This is a genomic window from Novosphingobium aeonii (assembly GCF_052279045.1).
Lineage (GTDB): Bacteria > Pseudomonadota > Alphaproteobacteria > Sphingomonadales > Sphingomonadaceae > Novosphingobium.
In genome coordinates this window covers 423,614-439,494 of record NZ_CP176832.1, presented here as the reverse complement: position 1 = coordinate 439,494, position 15,881 = coordinate 423,614, and the positions used below count along the sequence as shown (strand labels likewise).

At 65.8% G+C, this 15,881-nt stretch carries 22 protein-coding genes; 13 read left to right on the top strand and 9 right to left on the bottom strand.

The annotated features are described in order from the left end of the window. Positions 1-29: 29 nt before the first annotated feature. Entirely contained in the window at positions 30-1,358 is a 1,329-nt protein-coding gene (locus ACLIMP_RS02205) for a DNA-packaging protein (protein ID WP_324697255.1), read from the bottom strand. Continuing rightward, positions 1,351-1,857, bottom strand: a complete 507-nt coding sequence (locus tag ACLIMP_RS02200) for a hypothetical protein (protein WP_054442201.1) — start codon at positions 1,855-1,857, stop codon at positions 1,351-1,353. The genes ACLIMP_RS02205 and ACLIMP_RS02200 overlap by 8 nt, the downstream gene beginning before the upstream one ends. A gap of 190 nt (positions 1,858-2,047) precedes the next feature. On the opposite strand from ACLIMP_RS02200, the gene ACLIMP_RS02195 reads away from it, so the two are divergent. The 3 genes from ACLIMP_RS02195 (at position 2,048) to ACLIMP_RS02185 (ending at position 3,941) form a co-directional block, all read left to right on the top strand. Beyond that, positions 2,048-2,686, top strand: a complete 639-nt coding sequence (locus tag ACLIMP_RS02195) for a YqaA family protein (protein ID WP_185998424.1) — start codon at positions 2,048-2,050, stop codon at positions 2,684-2,686. A 77-nt stretch (positions 2,687-2,763) separates the two neighbouring features. Next, complete coding sequence (locus ACLIMP_RS02190; protein ID WP_324697252.1) at positions 2,764-3,339, top strand: nuclear transport factor 2 family protein; 576 nt, start codon at positions 2,764-2,766, stop codon at positions 3,337-3,339. 53 nt (positions 3,340-3,392) lie between these two features. Next, the gene (locus tag ACLIMP_RS02185) at positions 3,393-3,941 is read left to right on the top strand and encodes an NADPH-dependent FMN reductase (protein WP_054442203.1); all 549 of its coding nucleotides are present in this window, start codon (positions 3,393-3,395) and stop codon (positions 3,939-3,941) included. A gap of 48 nt (positions 3,942-3,989) precedes the next feature. On the opposite strand, the gene spt is transcribed toward ACLIMP_RS02185, so the two are convergent. The 3 genes from spt to ACLIMP_RS02170 all read right to left on the bottom strand — a co-directional run bounded on the left by spt (position 3,990) and on the right by ACLIMP_RS02170 (position 5,953). After that, complete coding sequence (gene spt, locus ACLIMP_RS02180; protein WP_132468660.1) at positions 3,990-5,225, bottom strand: serine palmitoyltransferase; 1,236 nt, start codon at positions 5,223-5,225, stop codon at positions 3,990-3,992. Positions 5,226-5,236: 11 nt separating this feature from the next. Then, on the bottom strand, positions 5,237-5,476 hold the full coding sequence (locus tag ACLIMP_RS02175; protein ID WP_054442290.1) for an acyl carrier protein: 240 nt from the start codon (positions 5,474-5,476) through the stop codon (positions 5,237-5,239). Between the two features lie 114 nt (positions 5,477-5,590). Further along, complete coding sequence (locus ACLIMP_RS02170; RefSeq protein WP_054442205.1) at positions 5,591-5,953, bottom strand: response regulator; 363 nt, start codon at positions 5,951-5,953, stop codon at positions 5,591-5,593. A 58-nt stretch (positions 5,954-6,011) separates the two neighbouring features. Here ACLIMP_RS02170 and ACLIMP_RS02165 point away from each other — a divergent pair, with 58 nt between their 5' ends. From ACLIMP_RS02165 to ACLIMP_RS02145, 5 genes are read left to right on the top strand one after another with little or no spacing between them, the layout of a single operon-like run. Continuing rightward, the gene (locus ACLIMP_RS02165; RefSeq protein WP_221937217.1) at positions 6,012-6,293 is read left to right on the top strand and encodes a DUF3572 domain-containing protein; all 282 of its coding nucleotides are present in this window, start codon (positions 6,012-6,014) and stop codon (positions 6,291-6,293) included. Next, positions 6,290-6,955, top strand: a complete 666-nt coding sequence (locus tag ACLIMP_RS02160; RefSeq protein ID WP_132468662.1) for an HAD family hydrolase — start codon at positions 6,290-6,292, stop codon at positions 6,953-6,955. Before ACLIMP_RS02165 ends, ACLIMP_RS02160 begins: the two co-directional genes overlap by 4 nt. Positions 6,956-6,957: 2 nt before the next feature. Beyond that, positions 6,958-7,422: a RidA family protein gene (locus ACLIMP_RS02155; protein WP_324697245.1), complete on the top strand. Its 465-nt coding sequence runs from the start codon at positions 6,958-6,960 to the stop codon at positions 7,420-7,422. Next, a complete protein-coding gene (locus ACLIMP_RS02150; RefSeq protein ID WP_324699089.1) occupies positions 7,403-8,173 on the top strand; it encodes a glycerophosphodiester phosphodiesterase family protein in 771 nt (256 codons plus the stop codon). Before ACLIMP_RS02155 ends, ACLIMP_RS02150 begins: the two co-directional genes overlap by 20 nt. Continuing rightward, entirely contained in the window at positions 8,170-9,306 is a 1,137-nt protein-coding gene (locus ACLIMP_RS02145) for a GNAT family N-acetyltransferase (protein ID WP_324697243.1), read from the top strand. Before ACLIMP_RS02150 ends, ACLIMP_RS02145 begins: the two co-directional genes overlap by 4 nt. A 19-nt stretch (positions 9,307-9,325) precedes the next feature. Here ACLIMP_RS02145 and ACLIMP_RS02140 read toward each other — a convergent pair whose 3' ends face one another. Beyond that, a complete protein-coding gene (locus tag ACLIMP_RS02140; protein ID WP_054442211.1) occupies positions 9,326-9,676 on the bottom strand; it encodes an SEL1-like repeat protein in 351 nt (116 codons plus the stop codon). Positions 9,677-9,975: 299 nt separating this feature from the next. Between ACLIMP_RS02140 and dksA the strand changes: the two genes are divergently transcribed. From dksA to ACLIMP_RS02115, 5 genes are all read left to right on the top strand, one after another. After that, on the top strand, positions 9,976-10,434 hold the full coding sequence (gene dksA, locus ACLIMP_RS02135; protein WP_054442212.1) for an RNA polymerase-binding protein DksA: 459 nt from the start codon (positions 9,976-9,978) through the stop codon (positions 10,432-10,434). A gap of 197 nt (positions 10,435-10,631) precedes the next feature. Then, positions 10,632-11,009 (top strand): PilZ domain-containing protein, encoded by a 378-nt coding sequence (locus ACLIMP_RS02130; RefSeq protein WP_054442213.1) that lies wholly within the window; start codon positions 10,632-10,634, stop codon positions 11,007-11,009. A 343-nt stretch (positions 11,010-11,352) separates the two neighbouring features. Beyond that, complete coding sequence (locus ACLIMP_RS02125; protein ID WP_443478021.1) at positions 11,353-12,936, top strand: ABC transporter substrate-binding protein; 1,584 nt, start codon at positions 11,353-11,355, stop codon at positions 12,934-12,936. A gap of 69 nt (positions 12,937-13,005) precedes the next feature. Then, the gene (locus tag ACLIMP_RS02120; protein WP_054442215.1) at positions 13,006-13,395 is read left to right on the top strand and encodes a DUF4112 domain-containing protein; all 390 of its coding nucleotides are present in this window, start codon (positions 13,006-13,008) and stop codon (positions 13,393-13,395) included. A gap of 5 nt (positions 13,396-13,400) precedes the next feature. Then, on the top strand, positions 13,401-13,622 hold the full coding sequence (locus tag ACLIMP_RS02115) for a hypothetical protein (RefSeq protein WP_324697236.1): 222 nt from the start codon (positions 13,401-13,403) through the stop codon (positions 13,620-13,622). Between the two features lie 3 nt (positions 13,623-13,625). On the opposite strand, the gene arfB is transcribed toward ACLIMP_RS02115, so the two are convergent. Genes arfB through ACLIMP_RS02100 form a run of 3 tightly spaced genes read right to left on the bottom strand, consistent with a single transcriptional unit; the run spans position 13,626 to position 15,878 of the window. After that, complete coding sequence (gene arfB, locus ACLIMP_RS02110; protein ID WP_185998432.1) at positions 13,626-14,042, bottom strand: alternative ribosome rescue aminoacyl-tRNA hydrolase ArfB; 417 nt, start codon at positions 14,040-14,042, stop codon at positions 13,626-13,628. Then, positions 14,039-14,695: an RluA family pseudouridine synthase gene (locus ACLIMP_RS02105; RefSeq protein ID WP_324697233.1), complete on the bottom strand. Its 657-nt coding sequence runs from the start codon at positions 14,693-14,695 to the stop codon at positions 14,039-14,041. The genes arfB and ACLIMP_RS02105 overlap by 4 nt, the downstream gene beginning before the upstream one ends. 1 nt (position 14,696) lies before the next feature. Further along, complete coding sequence (locus tag ACLIMP_RS02100; RefSeq protein WP_132468663.1) at positions 14,697-15,878, bottom strand: pyridoxal phosphate-dependent aminotransferase; 1,182 nt, start codon at positions 15,876-15,878, stop codon at positions 14,697-14,699. Between the last annotated feature and the right edge of the window lie 3 nt (positions 15,879-15,881).

Below are 15,881 nucleotides of genomic sequence, written 5' to 3'. Positions count from 1 at the left end.
CCTTTCGGAAGAGTTTCGAATTCGGCGGTTCACGCCAGCCTGACCCGAGGCTCGCCGCTTTTGCCGAGCATCAGTTCGGTAAGCGCCCAGACCAGCGCGTCGGCACGGTCGGGAGAACGCCCCGGCCCCTGGTAGGCGCCGCCGGCGATCAGCCCGCACATCTCGTCCTCCAGCCGGGGGAACTGCCCCGCGTGGCGGACGCGTCCGGCTTCGTAGAGCGCGGCGACGGGTTCGGCGCGGGCGACCTTGCCCCGGCAGGCGTGCACCAGCCGCAGCGGCAGGGAGAGGCGCGCCGCGCGCAGGACCGAGGCGACCATCGCGCCGCCCTGGTTCGCCTCGGCGACGACGCGGTCGGCGCGCCACGCTTCGGCGGTTCCTGCAACGGCGCGGGCCCAGCGTTCGGGGCCGGCCTTTTCCACCGAGGCATCGGCCATCACATGCGCGGTGCCGTCCTCGGCCATGCCGACCACCACGATGCCGCAGGCATCCCCCCCGGCCGATGTCGGCGGATCCACGCCGACGACGACGCGGCCGCATTCGGGCGCGCGTTCCTCGCGGCTGGTTTCCAGCAGGGCGCGGCTCCAGAGCGCGCCTTCGACCTCGGCTATAAGTTCGCCGTCCAGTTCCTGCCGCCCGAGCAGGCTGCGCGAGAAGGTGCGGCGCATGGCCTTGAGGAAGCGCGCGGGCAGGTTGGCGGCATTGTCGAAAGTGCTGCCGCGCGTCACGATCACGTCGCCCTGTTCGCTTTCGGCCAGCAGGCGCATGACCAGCGGCACGCTGCGCGGGGTGGTGGTGGCAACGAGGCGCGGATCGTGGCCGAGCCGCAGGCCCATCAACAGGTTGTCCCAGGCCGAGACGGCCCGGCCCGAGGCATTGTCCCACTTGGCGATCTCGTCGCACCAGGCGTGGCTGTGCTGGGGGCCGCGCAGGGCTTCCGGCTCGGCGGCGGAATAGAGCGTGGCCTGCGCGCCGTTGGGCCAGGTCAGCCGCCTGAGCGAAGGCTCGAACACCGGACGCCGCCAGGGCGCGCCGACCGAAAGCAGCCCGCTCTCGCCCTCCACCATGACCGAGCGCGCCTCGCCAAGATGAGCGGCAACCAGCGCGATCCGGGCTTGCGGGTGGCGTTCGGCGATTTCGTTTACCCATTCGGCGCCGCAGCGGGTCTTGCCGAAACCGCGCCCCGCCATGACCAGCCATACGCGCCAGTCACCGGCGGGTGCGATCTGCGAGGGACGACCCCATACCCGCCAGTTCCAGCGCCATTCCTCCTGTTCGCGCGGGGCGAGCCTGGAGACGAAGCCGTCAAGGTCACTGGCATGGGCCTTGGCGAGCCAGTCCAGGGGATCTGCTTCAGCCATCCTCTTCCTCCTCTTCGCGGGCGGTGCGGCGCGCCAGGACCTGTTCGCGCAGCTGCGCCAGCTTGGTCTGGATCGAGGCGCGGACAGCGCCGAGATCCTCGTTTTCGCGGATGGCCCGCTCGCGCGTCACCGTTTCGCGGTGAAGGCCCAGCAGGCGCAGGGCATTGGCGTTGTCGAACTTGACCTCGCCATCCTTGGGCTCCCCGAAGCGAAGGCGGTAAAGAACCTCGATCTCGAGGTTTTCGTAGCCTTCGAGCAGGGCGGTGCGCCATTCGCGGGCAAATTCGGGTTCCGAGCGGCGCACTTTGTAAGGCCGGCTCGGGTGAACTCCGGCGGCGGCGCTCGCCGCGCTGACGTTCGACGTTTCGGCCAGCGCCGCCAGGAAGACGGCGCGCCAGTGCCGGTTCAACTTGTCCTCGGCTTGGGCGATGACGGGACTGATCTTCGTCCGGGGCCTGCGCGGGGCAGCACCCGGCGAAGCCGCTTTCGGCTCGGCCATGGGGATGATCCTGTTTCTGGAAAATTCCGGGGCGGAAGAACGTGCCGCGATGAGCGACCCGTTTCACTCGCTGTTCCTGTTTTGTACCAATTGCGATAGGCGATGTCAAGCGGATATAACCAAATGGGTTATAGCTTGCCGCCTCATCATCGGCCTACTAAGCACGCCACGTCACTTCCCGGAGAACTCGATGCTGCGCCGCCTCTACGACTGGACCATGGCCAAGGCGGCGCACCGCCACGCCGAATGGTGGCTGGCGCTGTTCGCCTTCATGGAGGCAAGCTTCTTCCCGGTTCCGCCGCATCCGCTGCTGGGCCTGATGTGCCTGGCAGAACCGAAGAAGGCGATTCGCTTCGCCCTGATCGCCACGCTGGCTTCGGTGGTGGGCGGGCTGCTCGGCTATGCCATCGGCCACTTCGCCTATGCCGCTTTCGGCGAGGCGCTGCTCAAGGCGCTGGGGCTGGCGGCGAGCTTCCCCAAGGCGGCGTGCTACTTGCGCGAATATGGCGCCGAGATCATCGTCGTGAAAGGCGCGACGCCGATCCCGTTCAAGCTGCTGACGATCACCGCGGGCTTCATCGGCATGAACCTTGCCGTGTTCATCGGCGCCTCGATCGTCTCCCGTTCGATCAGCTTCCTGATCGTGGGCGTGCTGTTCCGCCTGTTCGGCGCGCCGATCAAGGCGGTGATCGACAAGCATCTCGGTAAAGTCACGGCGGCCTTCGCGGTCGCGGTCGTCGCGGGTTTCCTCGCCGTGGCCTTCCTTGGCGGCGGCGCCAAGGAGACCAACGAGAAGTGCGACGTGATCGCCGCCGCGAAAACGGCGTGATCCCGGCCTGAGCGGACTTACAGGGGCAGGGCGGACGACCTAGCTTCGCGCGAAAGAACGCGCGAAGGAGAGATGCCGTGACCGATCCTGCCTCGAAGCTGGCCGAACTGGCCGATCGGCATGAGATCCACCAGGTGCTGCTGCGTTATGCGCGCGGGCTCGACCGGCTGGATAACGCGCTGGTCCGCTCCTGCTACTGGGACGATTGTATCGAGGACCACGGCCAGTTCGTGGGCATGCCGGATCAGTTCGTGGCCTGGGCGGACGGCACCACGCTGCTTTTCGAATCGACCCAGCACGCGATCCTCAACCATGTCTGCGAACTGGCCGGGGAAGAGGCCTTTTGCGAGACCTACTACCACTTCTCGGGCGTGACGGCGCAGGGACCGAACTTCATGTCCACGGGGCGCTACGTCGATCATTTCCGCAAGCGCGCAGGAGAATGGCGGATCGCCAACCGGGTCACGCTGGTCGAGGGGACCTACGACGTGCCCAAGGCCGCCCATGCGCCGAGCCCGGCCAGCGCCTATACCGCCGAAGAGCCCTGCCAGGCCCGGCGGGATCGCGGTGACGTGAGCTATCACCGCCCGCCGGTGCCGCGCCGCCCCCGCGCGGTCCGAGGAACCGGGGCCGAACCGGGGACTTCCAACTGACACCTTTTGCACCGATACCTGTGATCGGCTGCAACCAGTCATGAGGAGTCGTCATGTCGAAGATCGTCGTCGTCGTCGGAAGCCTTCGCGCCGAATCGTACAACCGCCGGTTCGCGCAGGCGCTGACCCGCCTCCCCGCCGCATCCGGCCATGAATTCGTGTTTGCGGATATTGCCGCCCTGCCGCTCTACAACCAGGACGATGACGGCGATCAGGCCCCTTCGGTCAAGGCGCTGAAGGAACTGGTGCGGGGAGCAGACGGCGTGATCTTCGTGACGGCGGAGTACAACCGCTCCATCCCCGGCGTACTCAAGAACGCCATCGACAACGCCTCGCGCCCTTACGGGGACAGCGCCTGGGCGGGCAAGCCTGCGGGGGTGATCGGCGTTTCGATCGGGGCGATAGGCACGGCGCTTTCGCAGCAGCACTTGCGCAACGTGCTGGCCTACCTCGACATGCCGACCCTCGGCGCGCCGGAAGCGTTCATCCAGTGGAAGGACGGCCTGATCGGCGAGGATGGAACCGTTGGCGCGCAGTCTGCCGGGTTCGTCGGCGGCTGGCTGGAGGCATTCCTCGCACTGGTGGACCGCCACAAGGGCTGATACGAGGCGCCGTCCCGGAACCGGGTCCGGGACGGCGCCGGATCGGCGTCAGAGAATGCCGGCCGTCTTGCCCGCGCGGGTGAACATGCCGATGATCTGCTGGACCTGTTCGGCCGAATGCTCGGCGCAGAGCGAGCAGCGCAGCAGGGTCATGTTCGCAGGGGTTGCCGGCGGACGTGCAAGGTTCACGTAGAGACCCTCGTGCAGAAGGGCTTCCCACATCGCCGCGCCGCGTTCGAGGTCGGGCATGATCACCGCGATGATCGCGCTCTGCGGCTCTGCCGTGCCGAGCTGGAAGCCGGCATCGGTCAGGCCCTTGTGCAGGGTCCGAGAGCTTTCCCAGAGGTGCGCGCGCTTCTCGGCCGCCGTCATCAGCTTGCGGATCGAGGTCGTCGCGGTGGCGACAACGCTCGGCGGGAGGCTGGCGGTGAAGACGTAAGGGCGGCAGACCAGGCGCATGATCTCGAACTTGGGGTGGTTCGAAACGCAGAAGCCGCCGACGGTGCCGACCGACTTGGAGAACGTGCCGATCACGAAGTCCACATCGTCAAGACAGCCCTGGTCCTCGGCCACGCCGCGACCGTTGGGACCGATGAAGCCCATCGAGTGCGCTTCGTCCACCAGCACCATCGCGCCGTACTTCTTGGCGACCGCGATCATCTCCTTGAGCGGAGCGATATCGCCCAGCATCGAGTAGACGCCTTCGAGCACGACAAGCTTGCCGGCACCTTCCGGGATACGGCGCAGGCGCTTTTCCATGGCTTCGATGTCGTTGTGCTTGAACGGCACGACTTCGGCATCGCCCATCTTGCAGCCGTCCCAGATCGAGGCGTGGCTGTCGATGTCGAGGACGATGTAATCGCCCTTTCCGGCGATCGTGGAAATGATCCCGAGGTTGGCCTGGTAGCCGGTCGAGAACACCATCGCGTGCTTCATGTCGTAGAAGTCGCATAGCGCTTCCTCGACCGCCTTGTGCCCGGCGTAGGTGCCGTTGAGCACGCGGCTGCCGGTGGTACCGGCGCCGAAATCGTCCAGCGCCTGCTTGCCCGCCGCGATCACGTCAGGGTCGAACGTCATGCCCATGTAGTTGTAGGTGCCGAGCAGGATCGTCTCGCGCCCGTTGCACATGGCCACGGTGGGCGAGATCACCTTCTCCATGACGAGGCCGAACGGGTCGGTCACGCCGGTGGACAGCAGGCCGCGGCGCATTTCGATCAGGGGATCGAACTTGCTGAACAGGTCGGTTGCGGCTTGCGTTTCGTTGTCGCTGAGCATGTCGGTCATCGCGAAGTCCTTCAGCCCTGGAGCTTGACCACGGCGTCGACGAGCTGGCCGTAGTTCTCGATCTCGGCCTGCTGGTTCATCGAGATGATGATGTCGAAGCCGTCTTCGATCTCGGCCACGAAGTCCATGACGGTCAGGCTGTCGAATTCGAGATCGTCGGTGAAGCGGGTCGCGTCGGTAATCTCGACGCCCTTCTTGTTGAAGGGTTCGATCAGCGCGGCGATGCGGGCCGAGGTCTCTGCGCGGTCCATGGTCATTTCAACTCCGGTAATTTCGGGCGGCTCTCTGGCCGGGAATTGCGGCGCAAAAGCGGCGGCGAGGGGTAAAGTCAAGCGAAGGCCGGATTCGCCTGGTGCTTCGCCCTATCACAGAAGGGCGCGAACCGCCTGCATGAACGGGCCGATCGACACCGGCTTGGCGAGGTAGCCTTCCGCGCCTGCTTCGCGGATGCGCTCCTCGTCGCCCTTGCCCGCATAGGCGGTGACGGCGAGCACCGGAATCGTGCGCAGGACGGGGTCTTTCTTCGCCGCCTCGATCAGGTCCAGCCCCGAGACATTGGGCAGCTGGATGTCCATGATGACGAGGTTGGGCACGAACTGGCGCGCCCTTTCCAGCGCGTCCAGTCCGTCGGCCACCGGCTCCACGGCATAGCCCTGGCTCTTGAGCACGTCGCAAAAGAGCTTCCGATTGAGGTCGTTGTCCTCGACAACAAGGATACGCTTTGCCATTCGACGCCTGAACACCATCTAGGGCTGGGACTTCCCGCTCTATGACACGCAAGCGAGACTGACAATTCTTCGAGAGTCGCCATCCCCATCGCAGGACCCCCAGGCGCTCGCGCTCAATGCGCTCGGCTGGGTGCTGGGCGATCCCGACCGCGCCGAACGCTTCCTGGCGCTGACCGGGCTGACGCCCGACGAACTGCGCGCCTCGCTGGGGGAACCCGCGACGATGGCGGCCGTGCTGGAATTCCTGTGCTCGCACGAGCCTGATCTCGTGGCGGCGGCGGAAGCACTGGCGGTTTCGCCGATGGCGCTGGCCTCGGCGCGCGAAAGGCTCGGCTCATGAACCGCCCGCTGCTCATCACCGATTGCGACGAAGTGCTGCTCTACATGGTATCGCATTTCAGGGACTGGCTGGCCGAGGAGGAAGGCGTGGCCTTCGACATGGGCCGGGGCGAGTTTTCGAGCGCGATGCGGCGAATCAAGACCGGCGACCTGCTCGAACAGGCCGAGATGTGGTCGTTGCTCAACAAGTTCTTCGATGGCCAGATGCACCGGCAGACCCCGGTGGAGGGCGCTGTCGAGGCGATCCGCGCGATCGGCGAACATGCCGACGTGGTGGTGCTCACCAACCTCATGGATTTCCGGCAGGAGGCGCGCCGCCTGCAACTGGCCGATCATGGCATCGACGTGCGCGTCTTCACCAACCAGGGGCCGAAAGGCCCGGCGTTGAAGGCGATCCTTGATGAATATACGCCCTCTCGCGCGGTTTTCGTCGACGATCTCGCCCAGCATCACGGCTCCGTGGCCGGGGTTGCGCCGGAGATCGGCCGCCTGCATCTCTGTGCCGAGCCCTTGCTGGCGCCGCACATCGCCTGTGCCCATCTGGCCGGTCATGCCCATGCGCGGATCGACCGATGGGATGCCGCAACCCCCTGGCTTATCGACTGGTTGACCCAGAACCCGACTGACGCCCCGATTGAAGGCCCGATTGAAGGAAAGCCCTGAACATGAGTGAGATCGAAACCCGCCTTTCGCAGCTTGGCCTGACGCTTCCCGAGCCCGCCGCGCCGGTCGCGGCCTATGTGCCGGTCGTCGTCGCGGGCGGCCTGGCGCATGTTTCCGGCCAGTTGCCGTTCGTCGAGGGCAAGCTCGTGACCGGCCGTCTGGGCGATGACGTGAGCCTCGAATCGGGTGTGGAGGCGGCGCAGGCCTGCGCGGTGATGATCCTGGCGCAGCTGAAGGCGGCGCTCGGTTCGCTGGATCGGGTGGAGCGCGTGGTGAAGCTTGGCGCCTTCGTCAATTCCACCGGCGATTTCACGGACCAGCCCAAGATCGCCAATGGCGCCTCGGAACTGATGGTGGCGGTGTTCGGCGAGGCGGGCAAGCATGCCCGAAGCGCTGTGGGCGTGCCGGTGTTGCCGCTTGGCGCCGCTGTCGAAGTGGACGCCATCGTTGCCGTTCGCCCTGCTTGACCGCTGGTGTTCGCCGCCGCCCGATCCGCGCAAGGTCGGGTGGATCGGCGGACACGACTATGCCCATCGTGGGCTTCACGGCGCTGTCATTCCCGAAAACTCGCTCGCGGCTTTCCGGCTCGCGGTAGAGGAGGGCTACGGCGTCGAACTCGACGTGCAGCGAGCCGGTGACGGTACGCCGGTCGTATTCCACGATGGCGAACTGGACCGGCTCACGGGCGAGACAGGGCCGGTGTTCCGCCGGAGTGCCGCCCAGCTTGCGGGCATCACGCTGGGCGGGACGGCGGAGACGATCCCGAGCCTGCGGCAGGCGCTGAACCAGATCGCCGGCCGTGCGCCTGTGCTGATCGAGCTGAAGTCGTCACGCAGCACGCGAGTTGCCGCCCTGTGCCTGGCGGTGCGCCGCGTGCTGGAGGGCTATACCGGCTCTCATGCGGTGATGAGCTTCGATCCGCGCGTCTCGCGCTGGTATCACCGTCATTCGCCGCACACCGTGCGCGGACTGGTCGTATCCGAGGGCGAAGACCGCGCGCTTCCCGGCAAGCTGCGCCGCCGTCTCGCGCTCTGGCAGGCTCGTCCCGATTTTCTTGCCTATGACGTTCGCGACCTGCCGAGTCGTTTCGCCGCCGCGCAGCGCAAGCGCGGCCTGCCGGTCGCGACTTGGACGGTGCGGCGGCCTGAGCACCACGCACGCGCAGGGCTTCATGCCGATGCGGTCATCTTCGAACGACCAGCGGAAGAAACGGCATGAGTGCGGGGGAATTCACGGCCCGCATTCACGGCAGCGTCAGTGAACTCCCCGCAGCTGAATGGGATGCGCTGAGCGGCGGCGGCAATCCATTCGTTTCCCATGCTTTCCTTTCCGCCATGGAAGCGTCGGGCAGCGTTGGCGGGCGCAGCGGCTGGACGCCGGTGCCGATCACCGTGGACGGCCCCGGAGGCAGGCTCGCGGCAGCGCTTCCCGCGTACCTCAAGGAACATAGCCAGGGCGAATACGTGTTCGACCATGCCTGGGCCGATGCGTGGCACCGTGCTGGCGGTTCGTATTATCCCAAGTTGCAGATTTCGGTGCCCTTCACGCCCGCGACCGGGCCTCGCCTGCTCACGCCTCACCCCGAGCTTGCTCCGGCGCTGCTGGCCTCTGCCGAAACGCTTTGCCGCGAGAACGGGCTCTCCTCCGCTCATGCGACTTTCATCGCACCCGATCAGGTTCCCGTGTTCGAGGCGGCCGGGTGGCTGCTGCGCGAGGATATTCAGTTCCACTGGGAAAATCGCGGCTACGAAAGCTTCGATCAATTCCTTGGCGCGCTCTCATCCCGCAAGCGCAAGGACATCCGCAAGGAGCGGGAGAAGGCCTGCGAGGGGCTGGAGGTCCGCGTGCTCACCGGGGATGAACTCGGTGAACGGCACTGGGACGCGTTCTGGGCCTTCTATCAGGATACCGGCGCGCGCAAGTGGGGGCAGCCTTACCTGACGCGCGAGGCGTTCTCCCTGCTCGGAGAGACCATGGGGGACCGGATTCTGCTGCTGCTCGCCTACATGGACGGCCGGCCGGTGGCGGGCGCGCTCAACTTCATCGGCGATCAGGCGCTCTACGGACGGTACTGGGGCGCGCTGGTGGACAAGCCGTTCCTGCACTTCGAACTTTGCTACTACCGGGCCATCGACGCGGCGATCGCGCTCGGGCTTTCGCGCGTGGAGGCGGGGGCGCAGGGCGGGCACAAGCTGGCACGAGGCTATGAACCGGTGCGCACGATCTCGGCGCACTACATCGTCCACGAGGGGCTGCGAGCCGCTATCGCCGACTATCTCGAACAGGAACGCGCGGGAATCGCGCAGGATCAGCTCCTGCTGGGCGGGCGGACGCCATTCAGGAAACCCTGAACACGGCCTGTTTCCGATGTCAGGCGGCCCCGGGTAACGGGGAAGAGGGCGAGGCGGCAAGCCACTGACGCGCGCGGCGCTGGGCTTCGGCGATCTCGCGCGCGGTCATCTCATCGGCCAGTTCGGCCCGGCATGTCGCGGCTTCCTCATGCCCGTTCACGGCGGCGAGGTTGAACCACTTGTGCGCTTCGACAAGATCGCAGGCCATGCCGTGGCTTCCGGTCGAATACGCTACGCCAAGGTCGAAGCAGGCCGAAAAATCGCCATGTGCCGCTGCTGCAAGCCGGTCGGCCACCAGCAGGTCGTTACCCTTCAGGTCGGCCACGCCGGCAGCGGTAAGGCGGCTCTCCTTGATCCAGACATCCTTCATCGTTCGTATCCCGAGACATTTCTGCCGCGGTCTGCGGCCCGATGAGGGAACAGTGACCTGCGCATGGTCAACAAACGGTTAAGGATAAATCTGCAAGGTTCCTTGTAGGGATACGGAGCAAAACCGTCCCGAACCGAACTAGCGTTCAGGTTTTTTGTGGACTGCCATGGTTATGGCCTTGTGCAGGCAATGGGGCGGTCTTATAGGCCGCCCACCGCGGTTTGCCGTATAGGCCACTGGAAAAATCCGGGGTCGCAGGGCGTAGGCAGGCCGGGGGGATTCGTGCGGAGATTCTCTGGATGGCAACGGCCCTAGCTGACGAAATTGATGTCCTCGCCAAGGCAAAGCGTATGCTTGGCGGTTCTTACGTTCCCGCTGAGAACGAGACCTACATGTGTGAGGCTCAGCAGGATTACTTCCGGCGGCTGCTGCTGGCCTGGAAAAAATCGATCCTCGATGCCTCTGCCGGCACGCTGGCACAGCTTCAGGACGGTCCTATCCGTGAGCCCGATCTGAATGATCGTGCCTCGAGCGAGACCGACTGGGGCATCGAACTGCGCACCCGCGACCGTCAGCGCAAGCTGATCGCCAAGATCGACTCCGCCCTGCGCCGGATCGAGGAAGGCGAATACGGGTACTGCGAAGTGACCGGCGAACCGATCGGCCTTGGACGGCTCGAAGCCCGACCGATCGCGACCATGACCGTAGAGGCCCAGGAAGCGCACGAGCGGCGCGAAAAAGTCTCTCGGGACGAATAGTTCTCGGCTGTTTTCAGCGCTTGAAGCCCCGATCTACCGGCCGGCAACCCTTGCAGGCAGATCGGGGCGTTAAGGCTTTCTTTGCCACTCGCCTTTAGGTATCGACCGGAAACGCGCCTTGGGCGCGGGTGCGGTGGCTATCGCGGACCGTTCTTCGTGATATCATCGCCGCCAGACGGAATGCCGGACGAGACCTCATGAACGAAACCGAAAACCGCCATATCGCGCGCGACAGCCTGTTCCTCATGGCGGATTTGCGCATCGATGGCCTTGAGGGTGAGTACCGCATCAAGGTCCGCAACCTTTCGGCGGGCGGCATGATGGGGGAAGGCGGCGTGCAGGTCATGCGCGGCACCGTGGTTTCGGTGAACATCCGCAATATCGGCTGGGTTCCGGGGTCTGTGGCCTGGGTCCAGGAAAACCGCTTCGGTGTGGCTTTCAGCGATGAGATCGATCCCAAGCTGGCGCGCGCAACCGCGGCTCCGGCGGCCGATCATGCACCCAATTACGTGCGCAATTACGAAGCGCAGTACGCACCCGTGACGTCGACCGACCAGAACCTGCGCAAGGTCTGATTCGCGTCACGCTGCGGATCGTGCTTCCGATAGCCTTACGAAAACTCGCCTCCGAGCCTTGCCGGCCATTTGCGCATCTGCCGAAATGGACTAGGTCGTAAACTCATAAACGGCACCATCGAGGTTTGAGGCAAAATGGCTCAGCGCAAGAAGGGAAGGCGATGGAATATGTCGATATTTCAAGACTTCCCGACGCAGCGATGGGCCATTTTGGTCAAATCCCGAAGGGACGCCCAAATGGCTTCCATCTCGAACCGAAGCTGCCTTGGACGGGCAACCAGCCCGCCCGGCGTCAGCTTCGGCCCGAGCTGTTCGCCATTTGGGCGCCTCGATGATGCTGTTCATGAGTTTACGACCTAGGCCGGTGCCGATGTTCGCTTCGCGCAAAGCCTTCCGGGCTCTGGTCCCGCTGGCCGGGCTGGCGCTCGCCGCCTGCGGATCTTCCGACAATTCGGCGTTGAGCGTCGCGGTGATTGGTGCTGCCGGCGATCCTTTCGAGGCCGGAGACAATCTGCCCCTGGCAGGCCAGCTCATTCGTGCCTCCACCGCCGAGGGGCTCGTTTCCTTCGACGAGAAGGGGCGGGTGATTCCCGCCTTGGCGGACCGCTGGATCGTTACCGACGACGGACAGAGCTACATCTTCCGGCTCCGCGACGGAGACTGGCTTTCAAGCGATCCGCTGACTGCCGAATCGGCGAAGAAGTCGCTGGAAGAGGCACTGAAATCGCTCGACGACACACCTCTGGCGCGTGACCTTGCCGGTATCGACGAAATTCGCGCAATGGCCGGAAGGGTCGTCGAAATCCGCCTGAACAGGCCGATGCCCTATTTGCTGCAACTGCTTGCGCAGCCCGAACTCGGCCTGACCTTCAAGCGGCGCGGCGCCGGGCCCATGCGGCTGGAGCGTGATCGGCAGACGGCGCGCCTGACACCGATCGACCCCGCAACCCTTGGGCTTCCCGCGATCGAGAACTGGGCACAGCGCACACGCCGGATCGACGTGCAGGCGCTGAATGGTCCCGCTGCAGTGGATGCCTTCAATGATGGCACGGTCGATCTGGTGATGGGGGGCGAGATACAGGACTTTCCGCTGACCCGTTCGGTGGGAATTCTGCGCGGCACCATCCAGGTTGATCCCGTGGTCGGGCTGTTCGGCCTCAAGATAATGAACGAGAAGGGTTTCCTTGCCGATCCTGCAAACCGGGAAGCCCTGTCCATGGCGATCGACCGCGATGGCCTGATCGCACCGTTCAGCCTTGGCGGCTGGTCCGGGACGACGCGGATCGTCACGCCAAGCCTTGACGGCGATCTCGGCACCATAGGCGAACGCTGGAGCGAGCAATCGCTTGAGGAGCGCCGCAGCCTGGCCACCGCGCGGATACGCCGCTGGGTGGCGGCTTCGGGGGGCAAAGGCGCGTCCGAACCGCCGGCTCCGGCGGTGCGGAGCGCGCGGGGTGCTTCGTCCCCGGTGCCCCTTCCCGCTCCGAACGGTCCGCGTGTTACGGTCTGGCTGCCCGTGGGCAGCGGATCGGACATCCTGCTGGACCGGCTGACCGCCGACCTCGCCGCGATCGGCGTGCATCTGGCGCGAACCGGCAGCGCCGAGGAAGCCGATCTCCTGCTGATTGACGACGTAGCCCGCTATCCGCGGGCGGCATGGTTCCTCAATCGGCTTTCCTGCAGCGCCCGGCACGGCCTCTGTTCCACGGATGCCGATGCCCGCGTTGCCGAAGCCGCCACAGCGGCGACCCCTCAGGAACGCTCGGCGCTGCTGACCGAAGCCGAGGCGGAGTTGACTGCCGCCAACGTCTTCATTCCCTTCGGAACACCCATCCGCTGGTCGCTGGTCCGTGGCAGCGTGGCCGGTTTCGCGCCGAACACCTGGGGATGGCACCCCTTGATGCCGCTGGCCTGGGTGCCCAAATAAGCGGAACGGCGTTCATGCCGATTGAGGAGTGCCACGACTTTGGCGACTGGACAGACTTCCGCCCGCCGCATGGACATGGACCTGCCGCTGGGCGCTGACGCGGTTTCGATCGTGCGCCGCGTCGAGATGGTCGAATATGTGCTGGAACGCGCCATCGCCCTGCCCGGCCTCCGTCGCAAAGTGGGGCTCGATGCGGTCGTCGGGCTGGTGCCGGTGGCCGGAGACGTGGTTTCGGCGGTCCTGGGGATGTACCTCGTCTGGGAAGCCCGCAATCTCGGCATGTCGAAGTGGCAACTCGCGCGGATGACCGCGAATGTCGGCGTGGATACGCTGCTGGGCGCCATTCCCCTCGCGGGCGACCTGTTCGACTTCATGTTCCGTTCGAATAGCCGGAACCTCAAGATGATTCGCAAGCATATCGACAGGCACCACCCCCATGCCCGGGTGATCGAGGGCTGAGATCCTTGAGACTTCCCTGCCTGCTGATCGCAGTCCTGCCGCTGGCAGCTTGCGGGCCATCCGATTCGGTACCCGGCCCGGGCGCCGTCACCATGGGTGAAGCCCGCGCGCTGGGCGAGGCGGCCGAGATGCTGGAGGTGCGGCGACCGCCTGCCGGAGTCGGCGGCGCCCATGGAGAGCCGGGAAAATCCAGCCCCAGCGAAGCGGCCACCCCCGCCCGCAACTGAACCTCAGTCGAAACTGATCCTGCCGCGCCCGGCCTTGACCGAGCCGCGCAGCTTCTTGCCTTTCAGCCGCTGCTCCTTGCCAACCCGGTTGAGACGGCTCTTTGCGCGCTTTTCCGGCAGTTTGTGAGCATCGCGCAGCATTTCCGCCAGTCGTTCGCGCGCATCGGCGCGGTTCGCTTCCTGCGTGCGGAAGCGGCGGGCGGTGAACATCAGTTCGCCCGCCGAGGTCATGCGGCTGCCGGCCAGTTCCCTCAGCCGTGCGAAGACCGGCGGAGCCAGCCGCAGCGCATAGACGTTGATCCGCAGCTGGACCGCCGTCGCCACCTTGTTGACGTTCTGCCCGCCCGGGCCGGTCGAGGCGATGAAGGCTTCGCTCGCCAGCGCCTGGGCGCGGCCGATGGTCTCCTCAACCTCGCTCATTCATCGCTGAAGCCGAACGCGGCGAAGTCTGCCGGGAGGGGCGCAACCGCCACGATCGGCTCCTTGTCACCACCGCGTGGGACCGTGATCGCGGCGGCGTGAAGCATGGTGCGCGGCGCGCCCTTGCTCGAACCATAGACCGGATCGCCAAGCAGCGGCACGCCGAGACCGGAAGCGGCATGGACGCGGATCTGGTGCGTGCGGCCGGTTTCAGGGCGGAATTCCACAAGGGTCATCCCGTTCTTCTCGTCCAGCTTGCGCCAGTGCGTGACGGCGGGCTTGCCCTTCTTGGCCGGGATCATGCGCCAGCCATCCTTGACGGTGCTGACCTTGGAAAGGTTGAGCGCGATAGTGCCTTCCTCGTCGGCGATGGTCCCGGCGACGATGCCGAGGTAGCGCTTCTCGACGACCTTTTCCTCGAAGGCGGCGGAGAACCGCTTCAGCGCCTTGGGGTTGCGGGCGAGCAGCAGGCAGCCCGAGGTGTCGCGGTCGAGCCGGTGGACCGGCGCAGGCGCGCGGTGGAAGCCGAGTTTCAGCTCGTCGAGCCGGTCTTCGAGGCTGCGGCCGCCCGCGCGGGGCGTGTCGAGCGGAAGGCCGCCCGGCTTGTCGATGACCAGCGCCTCGCCGTCCTCGAAGAGGATTTCCAGTTCCATGTTACGTCAATGCTTTCTCTATGCGCCGGAGCGCTTCTTCGAGCCGCGCGTCGTCTGCGGCGAAACTGATGCGGAAGCCGTCACGCCCGCCGAACGCCGAGGCCGGCACGAGTGCGACGCCTTGCTCCAGCAGGTGAAGGGTGAGTTTCACGTCGTCTCCGAAGCGCTCCATCAGCGGGGCGGCATCGATCATGCAATAGAACGCGCCCTCCGGAGTCGGCGTGGACAGTCCGGGAATCGCGTTGATCGCGGCCACCACCCTGTCCCTGCGGGCGCGGAAACGCTCGCGCCATTCGGCCAGGAAGTCCTGCGGGCCGGCAAAGGCGGCCACGGCGGCGGCCTGGCTGATAGAGCAGGGGTTTCCCGAGGAGTGCGACTGGAGCTTTTCCATCGCCTTTATCAACCACTGCGGGCCGGCGGCGACGCCGATGCGAAAACCCGTCATCGCGTGGCTTTTGGAAACGCCCGAGACGGTCAGGATGCGGTCCGCAAGATCGGGGCAGAGGTTCGCCAGCGTTGCATGCGGGCGGGCCTCTGTACCATCGAGCGTATAGTTGAGCGGCGCGTAGATATCGTCGGAAAGCACCATGACGCGCGGATGGCGGCGCAGCACTTCGCCGATGCCGCGAAGCATGTCTTCCGGATAGTAGGCGCCCGTCGGATTGCCGGGACTGTTGAGCAGAACCCACAGCGTGCGCGGGCCGATCTGCGCTTCGAGATCGGCGGGCGTGAAGCGGAAGTTGTCCTTCGCCAGGGTTGGCAGGGGCACGACCTTGCCGCCCGCGAAGCGCACGATCTCGGGATAGCTGACCCACCAGGGCGAAGGCACGATCACTTCGTCGCCTTCGCTCACCGTGGCCAGCATGGCGTGGAAGATCGCCTGCTTGCCGCCCGCGCTCACCGTCACTTGCGAGGCAGGAACCTCGATCCCGAGGTCGCGCGCGAAGTGCAGGGCAGCGGCCTGCTTGAGCTGCGAAGTGCCGCCGACTGCCGTGTATCTGGTCTGGCCATCGTCGAGCGCGGCCTTGGCGGCCTCGATCACGTGGGGCGGGGTGGCGAAATCAGGCTCGCCCACCGAAAGCGAGATGATGTCGAGGCCGGATTCGCGCAGTTCGATGGCGCGGTCGGTCATCGCGGTCGTCCCCGAGGGGGCGATGCGGGAGAGGGCGGCGGAGCTATGCATCAG

Excerpts from the sequence above, each read along its gene's own strand:
- ACLIMP_RS02205 (WP_324697255.1), bottom strand. The coding sequence starts at position 1,358 with ATGGCTGAAGCAGATCCCCTGGACTGGCTCGCCAAGGCCCATGCCAGT.
- ACLIMP_RS02200 (WP_054442201.1), bottom strand. The coding sequence starts at position 1,857 with ATGGCCGAGCCGAAAGCGGCTTCGCCGGGTGCTGCCCCGCGCAGGCCC.
- ACLIMP_RS02195 (WP_185998424.1), top strand. The coding sequence starts at position 2,048 with ATGCTGCGCCGCCTCTACGACTGGACCATGGCCAAGGCGGCGCACCGC.
- ACLIMP_RS02185 (WP_054442203.1), top strand. The coding sequence starts at position 3,393 with ATGTCGAAGATCGTCGTCGTCGTCGGAAGCCTTCGCGCCGAATCGTAC.
- spt (WP_132468660.1), bottom strand. The coding sequence starts at position 5,225 with ATGACCGACATGCTCAGCGACAACGAAACGCAAGCCGCAACCGACCTG.
- ACLIMP_RS02175 (WP_054442290.1), bottom strand. The coding sequence starts at position 5,476 with ATGGACCGCGCAGAGACCTCGGCCCGCATCGCCGCGCTGATCGAACCC.
- ACLIMP_RS02170 (WP_054442205.1), bottom strand. The coding sequence starts at position 5,953 with ATGGCAAAGCGTATCCTTGTTGTCGAGGACAACGACCTCAATCGGAAG.
- ACLIMP_RS02160 (WP_132468662.1), top strand. The coding sequence starts at position 6,290 with ATGAACCGCCCGCTGCTCATCACCGATTGCGACGAAGTGCTGCTCTAC.
- ACLIMP_RS02155 (WP_324697245.1), top strand. The coding sequence starts at position 6,958 with ATGAGTGAGATCGAAACCCGCCTTTCGCAGCTTGGCCTGACGCTTCCC.
- ACLIMP_RS02145 (WP_324697243.1), top strand. The coding sequence starts at position 8,170 with ATGAGTGCGGGGGAATTCACGGCCCGCATTCACGGCAGCGTCAGTGAA.
- ACLIMP_RS02140 (WP_054442211.1), bottom strand. The coding sequence starts at position 9,676 with ATGAAGGATGTCTGGATCAAGGAGAGCCGCCTTACCGCTGCCGGCGTG.
- dksA (WP_054442212.1), top strand. The coding sequence starts at position 9,976 with ATGGCAACGGCCCTAGCTGACGAAATTGATGTCCTCGCCAAGGCAAAG.
- ACLIMP_RS02130 (WP_054442213.1), top strand. The coding sequence starts at position 10,632 with ATGAACGAAACCGAAAACCGCCATATCGCGCGCGACAGCCTGTTCCTC.
- ACLIMP_RS02125 (WP_443478021.1), top strand. The coding sequence starts at position 11,353 with ATGAGTTTACGACCTAGGCCGGTGCCGATGTTCGCTTCGCGCAAAGCC.
- ACLIMP_RS02120 (WP_054442215.1), top strand. The coding sequence starts at position 13,006 with ATGGACATGGACCTGCCGCTGGGCGCTGACGCGGTTTCGATCGTGCGC.
- arfB (WP_185998432.1), bottom strand. The coding sequence starts at position 14,042 with ATGAGCGAGGTTGAGGAGACCATCGGCCGCGCCCAGGCGCTGGCGAGC.
- ACLIMP_RS02105 (WP_324697233.1), bottom strand. The coding sequence starts at position 14,695 with ATGGAACTGGAAATCCTCTTCGAGGACGGCGAGGCGCTGGTCATCGAC.
- ACLIMP_RS02100 (WP_132468663.1), bottom strand. The coding sequence starts at position 15,878 with ATGCATAGCTCCGCCGCCCTCTCCCGCATCGCCCCCTCGGGGACGACC.